Source organism: Shimia sp. FJ5, from assembly GCF_032918335.1.
GTDB classification, from domain to species: Bacteria; Pseudomonadota; Alphaproteobacteria; order Rhodobacterales; family Rhodobacteraceae; genus Shimia; species Shimia aestuarii_A.
The window spans coordinates 172,441-188,172 of the sequence record NZ_JAWJUV010000002.1 but is presented as its reverse complement, the minus strand read 5'-3'; the positions used below and the strand labels follow the sequence as shown (position 1 = coordinate 188,172).

The following is a 15,732-nucleotide window of genomic DNA, read 5'->3' as shown; positions in this document are numbered from 1 at the left end:
GGAGTGTTTCACGTGAAACATTTTGACGTCATCGTTGTTGGCGGCGGACACGCCGGTGCAGACGCCGCACATGCAGCGGCGCGTGTCGGCGCGAAGACCGCTCTGGTGACCCTTAAGACCTCTGGGATTGGAGTGATGTCCTGTAACCCCGCAATCGGAGGTCTTGGCAAAGGGCATCTCGTGAGGGAGGTTGATGCCCTTGATGGATTGATGGGACGCGTCGCAGATCGGGCAGGCATTCAATTCCGTCTTCTCAATCGCCGCAAGGGCCCCGCTGTCCAAGGCCCCCGCGCGCAGGCAGACCGCAAGATCTATCGCGAAACGATGCTGGCGGAGGTGCTAAATACCCCGAACCTGACAGTGATTGAGGGCGAAGCCGCGGATTTTTTGATGGACGGAGAGGCCGTGCGTGGCGTGGTTCTCGGGGATGGATCCGAGGTCCGCGCGTCTTCTGTTGTTCTGACAACGGGTACATTCCTACGCGGGGTGATCCATATTGGTGATGTCTCGCGTCCCGGTGGTCGTATGGGTGATGCCCCATCCGTTCGACTTGCCGAGCGGATTGATAGCTTTGCGCTCCCACTCGGGCGCCTCAAGACGGGCACGCCGCCGCGCCTGAACGGTAAGACAATCAAATGGGATCTCCTTGATGCCCAGCCTGGCGACGATCATCCGGTGATGTTCTCCTTCCTGAACCGCGCTCCCTTTGCGCGGCAGGTCTCTTGTGGGATCACCCACACGAATGAGCGCACCCACGAAATCATCCGGGAAAACCTCGAACGCTCTGCGATGTATGGCGGTCATATCGAGGGGGTGGGTCCGCGTTACTGCCCCTCGATCGAGGACAAGATTGTACGCTTCGCCGACAAGTCCTCTCATCAAGTCTTCCTTGAGCCAGAGGGGCTTGATGACAGCACCGTCTATCCTAACGGCATTTCGACCTCGTTGCCGCAGGACGTTCAGGAAGCTTACGTGCATTCGATCTATGGCCTTGAGGACTGCGAAATCCTTCAGCCAGGCTATGCGATCGAGTATGACTACGTCGATCCCCGCGCGCTCGACGCCACGCTTGCGCTTAAGTCCGTCCCTGGCCTCTACCTTGCCGGCCAAATCAACGGCACAACGGGCTACGAGGAGGCCGCTGCGCAAGGCCTCGTCGCTGGTCTGAATGCCGCTCTGACCGCGCTTGATCGCGAGCCTCGCACCTTCAGCCGCGCTGAGAGCTATATCGGCGTCATGGTTGATGACCTAATCACCCGCGGCGTGACCGAGCCCTATCGCATGTTCACATCCCGAGCCGAGTTCCGCCTGTCCTTGCGGGCCGACAACGCAGACCAGCGCCTGACGCCGATCGGTATTGACCTTGGTCTCGTGGGGGAAGACCGCACGCGCGTCTTCTCTGACAAGCTCGACCGCCTGACCGCTGGCCGCGAACTTCTCGAAGAGCAGGGCTATACCCCAAAGGAAATCAACGCAGCGGGTATCGCGGTCAATCAAGATGGCAACCGCCGTACAGCGTTTCAGGTCTTGGCATTTCCTGAAGTCGGTTTCGACGACGTCGTGGCGCTAGATCCGAGATTCGAGGCAATTGACCACGAAGCGCGCGAGCAACTTGAACGCGACGCGCTCTATGCGAATTACATAGAACGACAGAAACGCGATGTCGAAGCGATGCGGCGCGATGAAGGTCAGGCAATACCCGCAGATTTTGATTTCCAGTCCGTCGAAGGGCTTTCGAACGAACTCAAAGCCAAACTTGGCCGCACGCGCCCCGCAAATCTTGGTCAGGCGGGACGCGTTGATGGTATGACGCCAGCCGCCCTGACTCTCATCCTTGCGAAGATTCGTCAGGCCAAGAAGGGCAAAATCGCGTGATTTCTGGGGAAGATAGCGTTCTGGAGTCGCTCGATGTTTCACGTGAAACATCGGATCGCCTGCGCCTGCTCGCTGATCTTCTTCAGAAATGGAACCCTAAGATCAATCTCGTCTCCAGATCGACGCTGGAAACACTGTGGGATCGTCACATCCTAGACTCCGCGCAGATCTTCGATCTCGTTCTGCATCCCGTCGATCATTGGGTTGATATTGGCAGCGGCGGTGGCTTCCCGGGTCTCGTTGTCGCTATTCTCGCGGCGGAAAAAGATCCGGCCCAGAAGACGACGTTGATCGAGAGCGACCAGAGAAAATGCGCCTTCCTACGCACAGTATTGCGCGAGACAGGCGTCTCGGCGACCGTTTTGACCAAGCGAATCGAACAGGCCGATCGCCAGAAGGCAGATATCTTGTCTGCCCGTGCGTTGGCGGATCTTTCTCAACTTTGCGAATTTGCTGAGCGGCACCTGCAATCAGATGGCACCGCCCTGTTTCCCAAAGGCGTCACCTGGCAAAAAGAACTGCGGCAGGCCGAGGAATCGTGGTCTTTCACCCACGAGGTGATTACAAGTATATCCGAACCAGAAGCTGTTATTTTAAAGCTTGGAGATATTCGGCGTGCCTGATCCCACACGGCCCAAAGGCCCAAAAATCATAGCGATTGCAAACCAGAAGGGCGGAGTTGGCAAGACCACGACCACGATCAACCTAGGCGCCGCGCTTGCTGCGGAAGGGTGCCGTGTTCTGATCGTAGACCTCGATCCGCAGGGCAACGCCTCGACTGGCCTTGGCATAGACCCAAGTGATCGTGATCTGACAACCTATGAGCTCCTTCTGGATGATGTCGCCCTTGATGAGGTGATCCAGAAGACCGAAACCGAAGGTATGTCCATCATTCCCGCGACCGTGGACCTGAGCTCGGCGGATATCGAGCTGATCGCGAACGAGAAGCGGAGCTTCCTTCTTCACGACGCCTTGCGCCAGCCCGCGATGGATGCCTTTGGCTGGGACTATATCTTGATTGATTGCCCGCCGTCGCTAAACCTTTTGACGGTCAACGCGATGATTGCGTCGAATTCGGTTTTGATCCCGCTTCAAAGTGAATTCTTTGCGCTCGAAGGTCTGTCGCAACTGATGCTGACCGTGCGAGAGGTACGCCAATCGGCCAATCCGGGCCTGCGGATCGAGGGCGTTGTGCTAACGATGTATGATGCGCGCAACAACCTTTCACAGCAGGTTGAGCAGGACGCCCGCGACAACCTCGGCGAATTGGTCCTCGAAACGAAGATCCCGCGCAACGTGCGCGTGTCCGAAGCGCCGTCCTTTGCACAACCGGTCTTGGATTATGATCCAATTTCCAAGGGGGCAGAGGCGTATCGCGCCCTCGCGCGCGAGATATTGGCAAAACATCTAAAAGTCGCTGCGTAAACGCAGCACGACGAAGGGGCGAGTATGGCTGAGAAAAAAGGCAAGAACCGGGGTTTGGGGCGCGGCCTTTCCGCGCTTATGGCAGATGTGAACGAAGATCAGGCCAAAGTGCAGTCTGGCGAGGTCCGCCGCGCCGACATGACGGTGCCAATTGAGAAAATCAAGCCGAACCCAGATCAGCCGCGCCGCGATTTCACCCAGTCTCAACTCGAAGAACTCGCGTCTTCGATCAAGGAAAAAGGCGTAATTCAGCCGTTGATCGTGCGCGAACTGGCCTCTGGAGACTACGAAATCGTTGCGGGCGAACGTCGGTGGCGTGCGTCCCAGATGGCCAAGCTACATGAACTTCCGGTGGTTGTCCGCGACTATGATGATACCGAAGTTCTTGAGATCGCGATCATCGAGAATATTCAGCGCGCCGATCTGAACCCGGTCGAAGAGGCAGCAGGCTATCGCGCGCTCATGGACCGTTTCGGTCATACCCAGGAAAAGCTCTCCGAGGCACTCGGCAAGAGCCGAAGCCATATCGCGAACTTGATGCGTTTGCTGCAACTTCCCGATGATGTGCAAAAGATGCTGAAAGATGGCGACCTAAGCGCGGGGCATGCGCGCGCCCTGATCACCTCGGAAGACCCCTCCGCGCTGGCACGAAAGGTCGTCAAAGGCGGTCTTTCAGTGCGCCAGACCGAAGCGCTTGCAAAGTCTTCGGGCGAGCAAAAGAACAAGCCGGCCAAAGCTCCTGCGCCGAAAGCGCAGAAAGACGCTGATACCGTTGCGTTGGAGGGCGATCTTTCCGCGAATCTTGGGATGAAAGTTCAAATCGACCACAAGGCAGGTGGCGAGACTGGCAAGATTTCGATCAACTACGCCTCGCTTGACGAGCTTGATGAGCTCTGCCGCATCCTAAGCGCTACCAGCTAGGTCGAGTCCAGATAAAGATAAGCACACAACTTAGGGTCACGGCTTGAATCCCAAGGATCAATGGCCGTAGCCCAAGCGCCAGCGATAGCGCAAATACAGCCACAATAGAGACAGTTGCGAGCCGCTTCGCGGAGGGATTGATCGCGCCGCGTGATTGCCAGTCTTCGATGGGCGGCCCGAGCTTTGGGTGCGATAGAAGCCAGTTGTGGAGCCTTTCTGACGACCTCGCGAAAAGAAATGCTGCGAGGAGCAAGAAAGGCACTGTTGGCAACAGCGGGAGAACAACCCCAACAAGGCCGAGCAGAAGGCAGAGTATTCCAAGGGCGGCCCAGAGAAAGCGCATACTCTACCCGCCCAAAAGCTCGGTCAGAACAGAATCGAGCACGAGTCTGCCTTGAGGTGTTGCTTTAAGTCTTTGATTTTCAACAACAATCATACCAAGCTCACGCATTGCATCAAGTTTCCCGGTAGCAAGCGGCTCGCCGGCAAGTTCCTCATAACGTAGGAGATCAATGCCTTCTGACAAGCGCAAGCCCATCAACAGAAATTCCGTAGCTTGGCCGCTGCGATCAATTGCCTCGCTCAGAGACTCGCCATTCCCAGCCTCCGCAGCCTCAAGCCATTTCCCCGGCATTTTCCAGGTTTCGATCGCATATTTCTGACCATCGAGTGTAAGCCGCGCGTGGGCGCCGGGACCAATACCCGCATAATCTCCATAGCGCCAGTAGATCTGGTTATGCCGAGATTCAGACCCTGTTCTTGCGAAATTCGACACTTCATAGGCATCAAAGCCGTAGTCTGCACAGATCTCTTGCGTCATCTCGTACATATCCGCTGCAAGGTCTTCTTCGGGCAATCCTCGCAGCTTTCCGCGATTGTAGCGATCGCCAAACGCGGTGCCTTGTTCGACCGTGAGTTGGTAGAGGGACAGGTGATCAATCGCCATAGAAAGCGCCTCGCGCAATTCTGCGGTCCACTCGTCCAGCGTTTGCTCCTGTCGGGCATAAATCAGATCGAAACTGACCCTTTCATACGTGTTTCGGGCGATTTCAAACGCTGCCTTCGCCTCATCGACCGTATGAATTCGTCCTAGCCGCTTCAAATCACGATCATTGAGCGCCTGAATCCCCATTGAGATCCGATTGACGCCCCCATCGCGATAGGCGCGGAACCGACCGGCTTCAACAGAGCCGGGATTGGCTTCGAGCGTGGTTTCAAGATCATTTGCGGCCGGCCAGAGGCGCCGCACGCGCTCTAGGATTGCGGCGACCGTTTCGGGATCCATAAGGCTCGGCGTGCCACCACCGAAAAAAACGGTTTGTAGAACCCGGCCTTGGGTCTGCTCTGCAACCCGGTCCAATTCAGACAAATAGGCTCTAAGCCAGCGCTTTTGGTCTATTTTCTGCGACACATGGCTATTGAAATCGCAATAGGGGCACTTGGCCTGACAGAACGGCCAATGGATGTAGAGGCCAAAGCCTCCATTTCGCCAATCCTCAGCCAAAACAGCCCGCAACGAACTTGGCGACCGCATCACCGCGGTGGCTCATCTTGTTCTTTTCCCAGCGATCCATTTCGGCAAAGGTCACGTCGTGGCCTTCAGGAACAAAGATCGGATCATAGCCAAAGCCATCTTTGCCCCGCATTGGCCAGGTAATTGCGCCCGGCACGACGCCCTCGAATACCTCGTCATGCCCATCCGGCCACGCAAGAACGAGAGTGCAGCGAAACTGCGCCGTCCAGGGCTTCGCCGCGCCGCACGCGACAAGCTCATCATGCGCCCGCGTCATCGCCATCGCGAAATCCCGGCCATTGCCAGTTTCGGCCCAATCGGCCGTGTAAACGCCCGGCGCGCCGTCGAGACCATCAATCGTCAACCCGCTATCGTCGGAAAGGGCAGGGAGCCCGGTCGCCTTCGCCGCTGCATGGGCCTTGATCCGGGCGTTGCCGACGAATGTGTCCTCGGTTTCTGCAGGTTCCGGTAGGTTCATCTCACCCGCGCCGACGACCGACACACCAAAGGGCTTAAGAAGATGCGCGACCTCCTCAAGCTTGCCTTTGTTATGTGTCGCCACCAGAAGGCGGTTGCCGTCGAACTTCCGGGTCATTTCACAGCTGCCATTTGCGCCGCGACAAGCTCATCAACGCCCTTCTCGGCAAGATCGAGAAGTTCATTCATCTGTGCACGGGAGTAGGTCGCCCCCTCAGCGCTCATCTGCACCTCGATAAGTTGCTTATTGGCGAGCATGATGAAGTTTCCGTCAACACCTGCCTCGGAGTCCTCCGGGTAGTCGAGGTCAAGCACCGGCTGACCCGCGTAGATCCCGCAGGACACCGCCGCGACCGGCTCAACCAGCGGATCAGAGATCACATCGCCAGCCTTCATCAGCTTGTTGACCGCAAGGCGCAACGCAACCCAACCGCCCGTGATCGAGGCGCAACGCGTCCCGCCATCGGCTTGAATCACGTCACAGTCCACAGTGATCTGACGTTCACCAAGGGCAACCCGGTCGACCCCGGCGCGCAGGCTTCGTCCAATCAGGCGCTGAATCTCGACGGTTCGCCCGCCTTGTTTGCCGGCGGTTGCCTCGCGCCGCATCCGGCTCGAGGTCGAGCGCGGCAGCATCCCGTATTCCGCAGTGACCCAGCCGAGACCAGAGCCTTTGATAAACGGAGGCACGCGATCTTCGATCGTCGCGGTGCAGAGCACATGCGTATCCCCGGCCTTGATGAGGCAGGAACCCTCCGCATGTTTCGTCACCCCGGTCTCGATCGAGATCGGACGCATTTCATTCAGTTGTCTTCCAGAAGGGCGCATCGTGAAAATCCTTTGTTGCTTGGCCACGGGATACAGGCCCCTCCGCCATAAGCGCAACCCCGATTGACCTTTGAGCGTGGCGCACTTTAATGACAAGGAAGACAGGAAAGAAACATGAGTGATAGCGCCCGCCTCCTCGAAGAGCTAAATGACCGGTCCCGTGAAGTATTTCGTCGGGTGGTCGAAGGCTACCTCGATACCGGCGATCCCGTGGGATCGCGCACCCTGACGCGCGCCATGTCCGAAAAGGTTTCTGCCGCGACGATCCGCAATGTGATGCAGGATCTCGAGTATCTTGGTCTTCTCGACAGCCCTCACGTGAGCGCCGGGAGAATCCCGACACAGGCAGGTCTGCGCATGTTCGTGGATGGCCTTCTCGAGGTGTCCGATCTCGACGTGAGCGACCGACAGAAGATCGATGCGACTCTCGGAAGCAATTCTTCGGATGTCGGGGGCATGCTTGACCGGATCGGCTCGGCGCTGTCCGGCGTGACACATGGCGCGTCTCTTGTCCTCGCACCAAAGCACGAGGCACCGATTAAGCATATCGAGTTCGTGAATCTCGCCGCAGATCGTGCACTTGTCGTGCTTGTGTTTGCAGATGGCCATGTCGAAAACCGCTTGTTCACACCGCCGCCGGGTCAAACACCAAGCTCAATGCGCGAAGCAGCGAACTTTCTCAACGCGGTGATGGAGGGCCGAACCCTTTCTGACCTACGCACAGTGATCCGCAAAGAAATCGAGGCCCGCCGTCAGGAAATCGATTCCCTCGCTGCCGACCTTGTTGAGAATGGTATTGCGCTGTGGGCGAATGATGGCGAAACACAAGAGCGCCTGATCGTGCGTGGCCGGGCGAATTTGCTAGGCGGAGAGGCCGAAGAAGCCGACCTCGAGCGCATCAGAACCCTCTTTGATGATCTTGAGCGCAAGCGCGATATCGCCGAATTCCTCGAACTCGCCGAAGAAGGCGACGGTGTGCGCATTTTTATTGGCTCCGAGAACAAACTTTTTTCACTTTCGGGTTCCTCTTTGGTGGTCTCTCCATATATGAACGCGGATCGAAAGATTGTCGGTGCGGTCGGGGTCATCGGACCCAAACGCCTCAACTATGGGCGCATCGTTCCGATTGTGGATTACACGGCACAACTGGTCGGCAAGCTGATCTCCGACCGGGGTTAGAGGTAGAACAATGGCAGAGCCGAAAGACGATAATTTCCTGGACGACATCGAACAGGCGGAGGCAGAAGAAATGTCTCAGAGCCTTGATGAGCTTGAGAACGAAGCGGTCGAACTGGACGAACTTCGGGCCGAGCGCGACGACTACAAAGACAAGTTCATGCGGGCGCTGGCCGATGCAGAAAACGCGCGCAAGCGTGGCGACAAGGCGCGCCGCGATGCCGAGCAATATGGCGGCTCCAAGCTCGCCCGCGACATGCTCCCGGTCTATGACAACATGAAGCGCGCGCTCGAGACGATCACCGATGAACAGAAAGAAGCGTCTGCCGCGCTGATTGAGGGCATCGAACTGACGATGCGAGAGCTGCTCAACGTGTTCAAGAAACACGGGATCGAAGTCGTTTCCCCGCAAGTCGGCGACAAATTCGATCCGCAAGTGCATGAAGCCATGTTCGAAGCCCCGCTGCCCGGCACGGTTGCTGGCGAAATCATTCAGGTTTCTGCCGAGGGCTTCATGCTTCATGATCGGCTCTTGCGGCCGGCCCAGGTTGGCGTGTCGTCAAACCCCGGCTAATCTGATAAAAGACCCCCGTATCGTTCGGGGGTCTTTCTCTTTGCGTCTTCTTCAGATCTTACTGTCTTGCCTCCTGTTCTCTGCCACATCGGTCGGGGCGCAGGTCAACTACCCCGACTATCGCGAAATCTACGTCAACGATTTCGCCAATCTTCTTCCTGATGAGATCGAGTCTGATATCCGCTCCCGCCTGAAGGAATTGCGGGACAAACGCGACATCGAATTCACGGTCATCACGATCCGCTCCATGCGAGACTATGGCCACGATGGCCCCATCGAACCTTTCGCAACCGGGCTCTTCAATGACTGGGGTGTCGGGAACGCGGACCGCAACGATGGCGTGATGATGCTCATCGCCCGCAACGACCGCCACATGCGGATCGAGGTTGGTGCGGGCTATGGAATGAACAAGAACCTCGCGATGAAGGAAATCATCGAGGGTGACATTCTTCCGTATTTCAGAGAGGACAACTACGCCGAGGGCATTTCGGTTGGCGTGGACTCGGTGATCCACGATCTGACGGGGTACTGGCCGGGGGAATATGATGCCTCCCGGGCAGAGCGCGCCTTCAGCGCTTTTCAACGGTTTTTGGATTGGATCGGCAACTGGATCTACGCCATTCTCGCGCCGTTTCTTCTGGTCCCAGTGCGTCTCTATTTCCGCTGGAAACGCAACAAACCGCGGTATTGCCTGCGCGACGGCAAAAAGATGGTCCGGCTTGACGAGGATGCCGATGATGCGCGGCTTGTGCCGGGGCAGATCATGGAGGAAACCCTCAAGAGCGTGGACTACGATGTTTGGAAGTGTCCGACCTGCGATCACATCAAGATCGAGGCCTATCGCGCGTGGTTCTCGTCCTATGGCGCCTGCCCAAGCTGTAGTTTCCGCACCGTTGAAGGCGACACAACCGTGATCCGAAGCGCAACGAAGTCCTCGGAGGGGCTCAAGCGGATCGACTATCACTGCCTCCACTGTGGCCATGAATATTCCGAAGAACGCACCATCCCGCGCGTCACGGAATCCTCCTCCTCTTCCTCTTCGTTCGGCGGCGGCTCCTCAAGCGGCGGCGGCGCGAGCGGGAGCTGGTAACTAGACCCGCTTCGCCTTGAGATCATACAAGAGCTGAAGCGCTTCACGCGGCGAAAGATCATCCGGGTGGATCCCGTCGAGCATTTCTTCAACCTCCGAAGGCCCTTTCGCCGCTGCCGGGGCGGGCGCCGGGGTGTTCGCAAAAAGAGGAAGATCATCAATAAGCGCCTTCTGCCCAGATCCCTCCCGCTCGCCCTTTTCCAGGGCCTCCAGAACAACGCGCGCCCTTTCAACGACCACGGGCGGAAGACCGGCAAGCTGAGCGACCTGCACACCATAGGACCGATCCGCCGCACCTTTCTTCACTTCGTGAAGGAAAATGACCTCGCCATCCCATTCCCGAACGGTCACCGTCGCGTTCTCGACCCCGTCGAGCTTTTCCGAAAGCGCGGTCATCTCGTGATAGTGCGTGGCAAACAGGGCGCGCGACGTGTTCACGTCATGCAAATGCTCAAGCGTCGCCCAAGCGATCGACAAACCATCATAGGTCGCCGTACCGCGACCGATCTCGTCAAGGATAACAAGCGCCCGATTATCCGCTTGATTTAGGATCGCCGCCGTTTCGACCATCTCGACCATGAAAGTCGACCGTCCGCGCGCAAGGTCATCCGACGCTCCAACCCGGCTGAAGAGTTGTGAAACAATCCCGATCTTCGCCTTGGTTGCAGGTACGAAGCTCCCCATCTGTGCAAGAAGGGCAATCAGAGCGTTCTGTCGAAGGAAGGTCGATTTACCGGCCATGTTTGGACCGGTCAGAAGCCAGATACGCCCCTCATCGCCGCCGGAAAGATTACAATCGTTGGCGACAAATGGCGCCCCGTCCTGTTGACGAAGCGCCGCTTCAACAACCGGATGACGGCCGCCCTCGATATGGAAATCCCGGCTTTCATCGACATCCGGCCGACACCAGCCTTCCTCGACCGCCAGACCCGCAAGGGACGTGGCAAGATCGATCTCCGCAAGCGCTTTCGAGGCCGCAGAGATCGCAGCAGACGACGCAAGAATAGAGTCTTTTAAGCTGTTATAGAGACGCTTTTCGATCTCAAGTGCCCGGTTCCCAGCGTTGAGGATCTTCGTCTCCATTTCCGAGAGAGCGACGGTGGTAAAGCGCACCTGGTTTGCCGTGGTCTGGCGATGGATAAAAGTCTCGGAGTAGGGTTCGGACAACATCTTCTTGGCATGCGTCGCAGTGGTCTCGATGAAATAGCCAAGCACGTTGTTATGCTTGATCTTGAGCGAAGAAATCCCCGTCTCCTCACTATACTGCGCTTGCATCCCCGCGATGACGCCGCGCCCTTCGTCACGAAGCTCTCGGCTTTCATCAAGTTCGCCATCATAGCCCGGCGCGATAAATCCGCCATCCCGCGCAAGAAGGGGCGGTTCTGCGATGAGCGCCTGATCGAGCAGATCGAGAAGGGCTTCATGTCCGCTCAAGGCGCGCACCGCCGCGGTAAGAGCATCCGGAAGCGCCATATCCTCAAGCCGTCGATGAAGCGCTTCGGCCTGCTCAAGCCCATTTCGGATCGCTGCAAGATCACGCGGCCCCCCGCGATCAAGAGAAAGACGCGATAGAGCGCGATCAAGATCGGGCACTTTGCGCAGTGCTTCACGCAAATCCTTGGCAAGCGCACGATCTTCAACCATGTGATCGATCGAGTCGAGCCGCTGCCGCACGATATCGATTTTCTGAGATGGGCTCGAGACACGCTGTTCCAGAAGCCGCGCGCCCCCAGCGGTCACCGTCCGGTCAATCGTGGCAAGAAGCGAACCGGCACGCCCCCCTGAAAGCGCATGGGTGAGCTCGAGATTCCGCCGCGTCGCCGCATCGATGAGCATCACGCCCTTCGTCGCTTCGCGCTGGGGTGGCTGCAAGAGTGGGAGCTTTCCCTTCTGCGTCATGTCGAGGTAGTCGACAATCGCACCAAGGGCCCCGGTTTCTGGCCGGCTGAACGACCCGAACGCGTCGAGAGAGGCCGATTTAAATAGTCCCGCGACGCGCTTTCCGGCTTCTGTCGAGTCAAACGACCCGCGCGAAAGCGGTGTGAGCGGAATCCCAAGATCAGAGACTGTTTCACCTAAATCCGTCTCTGTTCCCTCCGCAATGAGGAGTTCAGACGGCGCAAGGCGGGCGAGTTCCGGACCAAGGCGCAGAGGCGAAACCGGCATCACGTGAAGCGCGCCGGTGGAAATATCTGCCCAGGCAAGTGCGGCCGCGTCTCGGACAACAGCATAGGCGGCAAGAAAGTTATGGCGCCGCGCATCGAGAAGGGAATCTTCGGTAAGCGTCCCCGGCGTGACAAGCCGCACAACCTCGCGCTTCACAACCGCCTTATACCCGCGCTTTTTGGCCTCGGCGGGGCTTTCCATTTGCTCGCAGACCGCGACACGGAATCCTTTGCGGATCAGGGTCAGGAAATAGCCCTCGGCGGCATGCACCGGAACGCCGCACATCGGGATATCGGCCCCGTCATGCTTGCCCCGTTTGGTCAGGGCAATATCAAGCGCCTCCGCCGCGGCGACGGCATCGTCAAAGAACATCTCATAGAAATCGCCCATGCGATAGAACAAGAGCGCGTCCGGATACTCTGCCTTGATCTCGAGATACTGCGCCATCATCGGCGTGACGGCTGGCTTCGCTGCGTTCACGTCTGAAATTCCCCCTGTGGTCTGTTTTTCATAACAAACCCGACGCGCCGGACGAAAGGCGAAAGTGTCACGCAGATGCCAAGACAGTTGAGGCCCACACGCCCTTGCGGTAAGAGGCGCAAACGGTATCGAAGGACGGCAAAAAATGGCAAAAACCAAGATCACCAACGAAGAGGCGCTCGCATTCCATCTGGAGCCGACGCCAGGCAAGTTCGAGATCAAGGCCTCCGTGCCGATGACGACCCAGCGGGATCTCTCGCTTGCCTATTCGCCGGGTGTTGCTGTGCCGTGCGAAGCCATCGCCGAAGATCCCTCGACCGCCTATGACTATACCAACAAGGGCAACCTCGTCGCCGTGATCTCGAACGGGACGGCTGTCCTTGGTCTTGGCAACCTCGGCGCGCTCGGCTCCAAGCCTGTGATGGAAGGCAAGGCCGTTCTCTTCAAGCGTTTCGCCGACGTGAACTCGATTGATATCGAACTTGATACCGAAGACCCGGACGCCTTCTGTCAGGCAGTGAAACTCATGGGGCCGACCTTTGGCGGCATCAACCTCGAAGACATCAAGGCGCCCGAGTGTTTCATCATCGAGCAGCGCCTCAAGGAAGAGATGGACATCCCGGTCTTCCATGACGACCAGCACGGCACCGCTGTGATCTGTGCCGCGGGCCTACTCAACGCGCTGCATATTTCGGGTAAGAAGATCGAAGACTGCAAGATTGTCCTCAACGGGGCAGGGGCTGCCGGGATCGCTTGTATCGAATTGCTCAAATCGATGGGCGCCAAGCACGACAACTGCATTGTCTGCGATACCAAGGGCGTGATCTACCAAGGTCGCACCGAGGGCATGAACCAATGGAAATCCGCCCACGCGATCAAGACGGACCTGCGCACCCTTGAAGAGGCGATGGCAGGTGCAGACGTATTCCTCGGCGTTTCCGTCAAAGGCGCCGTGACCTCCGAGATGATCGCCGCGATGGCGGATGATCCGGTCATTTTTGCGATGGCCAACCCCGATCCAGAGATCACCCCCGAAGAGGCCCATGCCGTGCGCGCCGACGCGATCGTCGCAACGGGCCGTTCGGACTACCCGAACCAGGTCAACAACGTCCTTGGTTTCCCCTATCTCTTCCGCGGCGCGCTCGACATTCATGCCCGCGCGATCAATGACGATATGAAAATTGCCTGTGCCGAGGCGCTTGCCGAACTGGCCCGCGAAGATGTCCCGGATGAGGTCGCGATGGCCTATGGCCGCAAGCTTTCCTTCGGTCGCGACTACATTATCCCGACACCGTTCGACCCGCGCCTCATTCACCGTATTCCGCCAGCTGTCGCCAAGGCGGGCATGGAAACAGGTGTGGCGCGTCGTCCAATCATCGACATGGACGGATACGAGGAAAGCCTCAAATCCCGCATGGATCCAACCGCGTCGATCCTGCGCGGCCTCAACGCGCGCGCGCGCAACGCCCAAGCCCGCATGATTTTTGCCGAAGGTGACGACCCCCGGGTTCTGCGCGCCGCCGTGACCTATCAACGCTCGGGCCTTGGCAAAGCGCTCGTCGTGGGCCGCGAAGATGACGTGAAGATCAAGCTCGAAGCCGCCGGTCTCGGCGATGCGGTGCGCGAGATCGAGGTCGTCAACGCCAAGAACACCCGCCACCTCGAGACCTACACGGACTTCCTTTACAACCGCCTGCAACGCAAAGGCTTTGATCGCCACGATGTGTTCAAGATGGCCGCGCGTGACCGACATGTCTTTGCCTCGCTGATGCTTCAGCACGGTCACGGCGATGGCCTTGTCACGGGTGCAACCCGGAAATCCGCTCATGTGCTCGATCTGGTCAATCACGTCTTTGACGCCGACGCTGCGCATGGCGCGGTGGGTGTGACGGCGCTTTTGCACAATGGCCGTATCGTGCTTGTCTCGGATACGCTTGTGCACGAATGGCCGGACGAGAACGATCTCGCCAACATCGCCGAACGCGCTGCAGGTGTGGCACGTCACATGGGCCTCGAGCCGCGCGTCGCTTTCGTGAGCTTCTCGACCTTTGGCTATCCGGTGTCGGAACGCGCCGAGAAAATGCACATTGCGCCTCGCGTCCTCGATCAACGCGGCGTTGATTTCGAATACGAAGGCGAGATGACCGTCGATGTGGCCCTCAACAAGAAGGCGCAAGAGAACTACCCGTTCCAGCGCCTGACCGGTCCTGCCAATATCCTCGTCGTGCCCGCGCGCCATTCCGCGTCGATCTCGACCAAGCTGATGCAGGAAATGGCAGGCGCGACGGTGATCGGTCCGATCCTTTCGGGTGTCGATAAACCGATTCAGATCTGCTCGACCGGCTCGACCGCGAACGACATCCTCAATATGGCGATCCTCGCGGCCTGCAAGGTCGGCTGATCCGTTCGAGGTTGCGAAATAGAAACGGGCCGCGCCATATTGGCCGGCCCGCTTTTCATTGGATCAGTGCCCGATAAAGGGCGCGTCACTCCCCCAGAGCTGCTCAACCCGCGCGTCTCTCCCGCATGCCTTGCGATACCGCTTATAGGCCTCCGACTGCTTCTTCGGGCCAAATCGCGTCAGGACAAGCTTGGTCCCCTTGTAGTAGTCCTGGTGATAGTCCTCGGCCTTGTAAAAGGGAGATTTCCCGAGGATCGGGGTGACGATCTTGCGACCAAGTTCAGCCGCAGCATCGGACTTCGCCTTCTCTGCAGCCGCCTTTTGCGCAGTGTTAGAGACGAAAACAGCCGTGCGATAGCTCTCACCGCGGTCACAGAACTGTCCGCCTGCATCGGTCGGATCAACCGACCGGAAGAACAGGTTCAGAAGCTGATCCCGAGTCACGACCGCGTTGTCAAACGTGATGCGCACAGCCTCATAGTGGCCAGAACCGCCACGCGACACCTCTTTGTATGTCGGGTTCTTCGTCTTGCCACCGGTATAGCCGGACACAGCTTCGCGCACGCCCTTCACGGATTCGAAATCGCTCTCTACGCACCAGAAGCATCCGCCCGCGACCGTAAGCGTTTCGGTCGCAGCTTTTGCGCGGGTGCCATGGGCCAAGAGGCCGATCAAGATGAGAGCGGCAAGGAAAAAAGGTTGTGGTTTGCTCAAACGGTGCATGAGTCTGGTCTCCTACGTTAAGAAGACCCTGATCCGAAGGCCGAGTCTGAACAATCCCCTGTAAGAGAATGTCACGCCTTGGT

At 58.2% G+C, this 15,732-nt stretch carries 14 protein-coding genes; 8 read left to right on the top strand and 6 right to left on the bottom strand.

The window, feature by feature from the left end:
• The first annotated feature begins 3 nt into the window (after positions 1 to 3).
• Genes mnmG through R1W01_RS07445 form a run of 4 tightly spaced genes read left to right on the top strand, consistent with a single transcriptional unit; the run spans position 4 to position 4,221 of the window.
• The gene (mnmG, locus tag R1W01_RS07460) at positions 4 to 1,875 is read left to right on the top strand and encodes a tRNA uridine-5-carboxymethylaminomethyl(34) synthesis enzyme MnmG (protein ID WP_297754746.1); all 1,872 of its coding nucleotides are present in this window, start codon (positions 4 to 6) and stop codon (positions 1,873 to 1,875) included.
• Positions 1,872 to 2,498 (top strand): 16S rRNA (guanine(527)-N(7))-methyltransferase RsmG, encoded by a 627-nt coding sequence (gene rsmG / locus R1W01_RS07455; protein ID WP_411028151.1) that lies wholly within the window; start codon positions 1,872 to 1,874, stop codon positions 2,496 to 2,498. The genes mnmG and rsmG overlap by 4 nt, the downstream gene beginning before the upstream one ends.
• The gene (locus R1W01_RS07450; RefSeq protein ID WP_243613455.1) at positions 2,491 to 3,300 is read left to right on the top strand and encodes a ParA family protein; all 810 of its coding nucleotides are present in this window, start codon (positions 2,491 to 2,493) and stop codon (positions 3,298 to 3,300) included. Before rsmG ends, R1W01_RS07450 begins: the two co-directional genes overlap by 8 nt.
• A 24-nt stretch (positions 3,301 to 3,324) precedes the next feature.
• Positions 3,325 to 4,221 (top strand): ParB/RepB/Spo0J family partition protein, encoded by an 897-nt coding sequence (locus tag R1W01_RS07445; RefSeq protein WP_297754753.1) that lies wholly within the window; start codon positions 3,325 to 3,327, stop codon positions 4,219 to 4,221.
• On the opposite strand, the gene R1W01_RS07440 is transcribed toward R1W01_RS07445, so the two are convergent.
• From R1W01_RS07440 to rph, 4 genes are read right to left on the bottom strand one after another with little or no spacing between them, the layout of a single operon-like run.
• A complete protein-coding gene (locus R1W01_RS07440) occupies positions 4,211 to 4,564 on the bottom strand; it encodes a YbaN family protein (RefSeq protein ID WP_243613457.1) in 354 nt (117 codons plus the stop codon). The genes R1W01_RS07445 and R1W01_RS07440 overlap by 11 nt on opposite strands.
• A 3-nt stretch (positions 4,565 to 4,567) precedes the next feature.
• The gene (gene hemW, locus R1W01_RS07435; RefSeq protein WP_411028158.1) at positions 4,568 to 5,755 is read right to left on the bottom strand and encodes a radical SAM family heme chaperone HemW; all 1,188 of its coding nucleotides are present in this window, start codon (positions 5,753 to 5,755) and stop codon (positions 4,568 to 4,570) included.
• A complete protein-coding gene (gene rdgB, locus R1W01_RS07430) occupies positions 5,718 to 6,329 on the bottom strand; it encodes an RdgB/HAM1 family non-canonical purine NTP pyrophosphatase (protein WP_297754759.1) in 612 nt (203 codons plus the stop codon). The genes hemW and rdgB overlap by 38 nt, the downstream gene beginning before the upstream one ends.
• Positions 6,326 to 7,039: a ribonuclease PH gene (gene rph / locus R1W01_RS07425; protein ID WP_243613460.1), complete on the bottom strand. Its 714-nt coding sequence runs from the start codon at positions 7,037 to 7,039 to the stop codon at positions 6,326 to 6,328. The genes rdgB and rph overlap by 4 nt, the downstream gene beginning before the upstream one ends.
• 114 nt (positions 7,040 to 7,153) lie before the next feature.
• Between rph and hrcA the strand changes: the two genes are divergently transcribed.
• From hrcA to R1W01_RS07410, 3 genes are read left to right on the top strand one after another with little or no spacing between them, the layout of a single operon-like run.
• Positions 7,154 to 8,218, top strand: a complete 1,065-nt coding sequence (gene hrcA / locus R1W01_RS07420) for a heat-inducible transcriptional repressor HrcA (protein WP_243613461.1) — start codon at positions 7,154 to 7,156, stop codon at positions 8,216 to 8,218.
• 10 nt (positions 8,219 to 8,228) lie between these two features.
• Positions 8,229 to 8,789, top strand: a complete 561-nt coding sequence (locus tag R1W01_RS07415) for a nucleotide exchange factor GrpE (protein ID WP_297754764.1) — start codon at positions 8,229 to 8,231, stop codon at positions 8,787 to 8,789.
• Positions 8,790 to 8,829: 40 nt separating this feature from the next.
• A complete protein-coding gene (locus R1W01_RS07410) occupies positions 8,830 to 9,879 on the top strand; it encodes a TPM domain-containing protein (protein WP_297754767.1) in 1,050 nt (349 codons plus the stop codon).
• Here R1W01_RS07410 and mutS read toward each other — a convergent pair whose 3' ends face one another.
• On the bottom strand, positions 9,880 to 12,495 hold the full coding sequence (gene mutS, locus R1W01_RS07405) for a DNA mismatch repair protein MutS (protein ID WP_297755177.1): 2,616 nt from the start codon (positions 12,493 to 12,495) through the stop codon (positions 9,880 to 9,882).
• A gap of 175 nt (positions 12,496 to 12,670) precedes the next feature.
• Here mutS and R1W01_RS07400 point away from each other — a divergent pair, with 175 nt between their 5' ends.
• Complete coding sequence (locus R1W01_RS07400; protein WP_243613464.1) at positions 12,671 to 14,926, top strand: NADP-dependent malic enzyme; 2,256 nt, start codon at positions 12,671 to 12,673, stop codon at positions 14,924 to 14,926.
• 63 nt (positions 14,927 to 14,989) lie between these two features.
• On the opposite strand, the gene msrA is transcribed toward R1W01_RS07400, so the two are convergent.
• A complete protein-coding gene (gene msrA / locus R1W01_RS07395; protein ID WP_297754771.1) occupies positions 14,990 to 15,649 on the bottom strand; it encodes a peptide-methionine (S)-S-oxide reductase MsrA in 660 nt (219 codons plus the stop codon).
• Positions 15,650 to 15,732 lie beyond the last annotated feature (83 nt).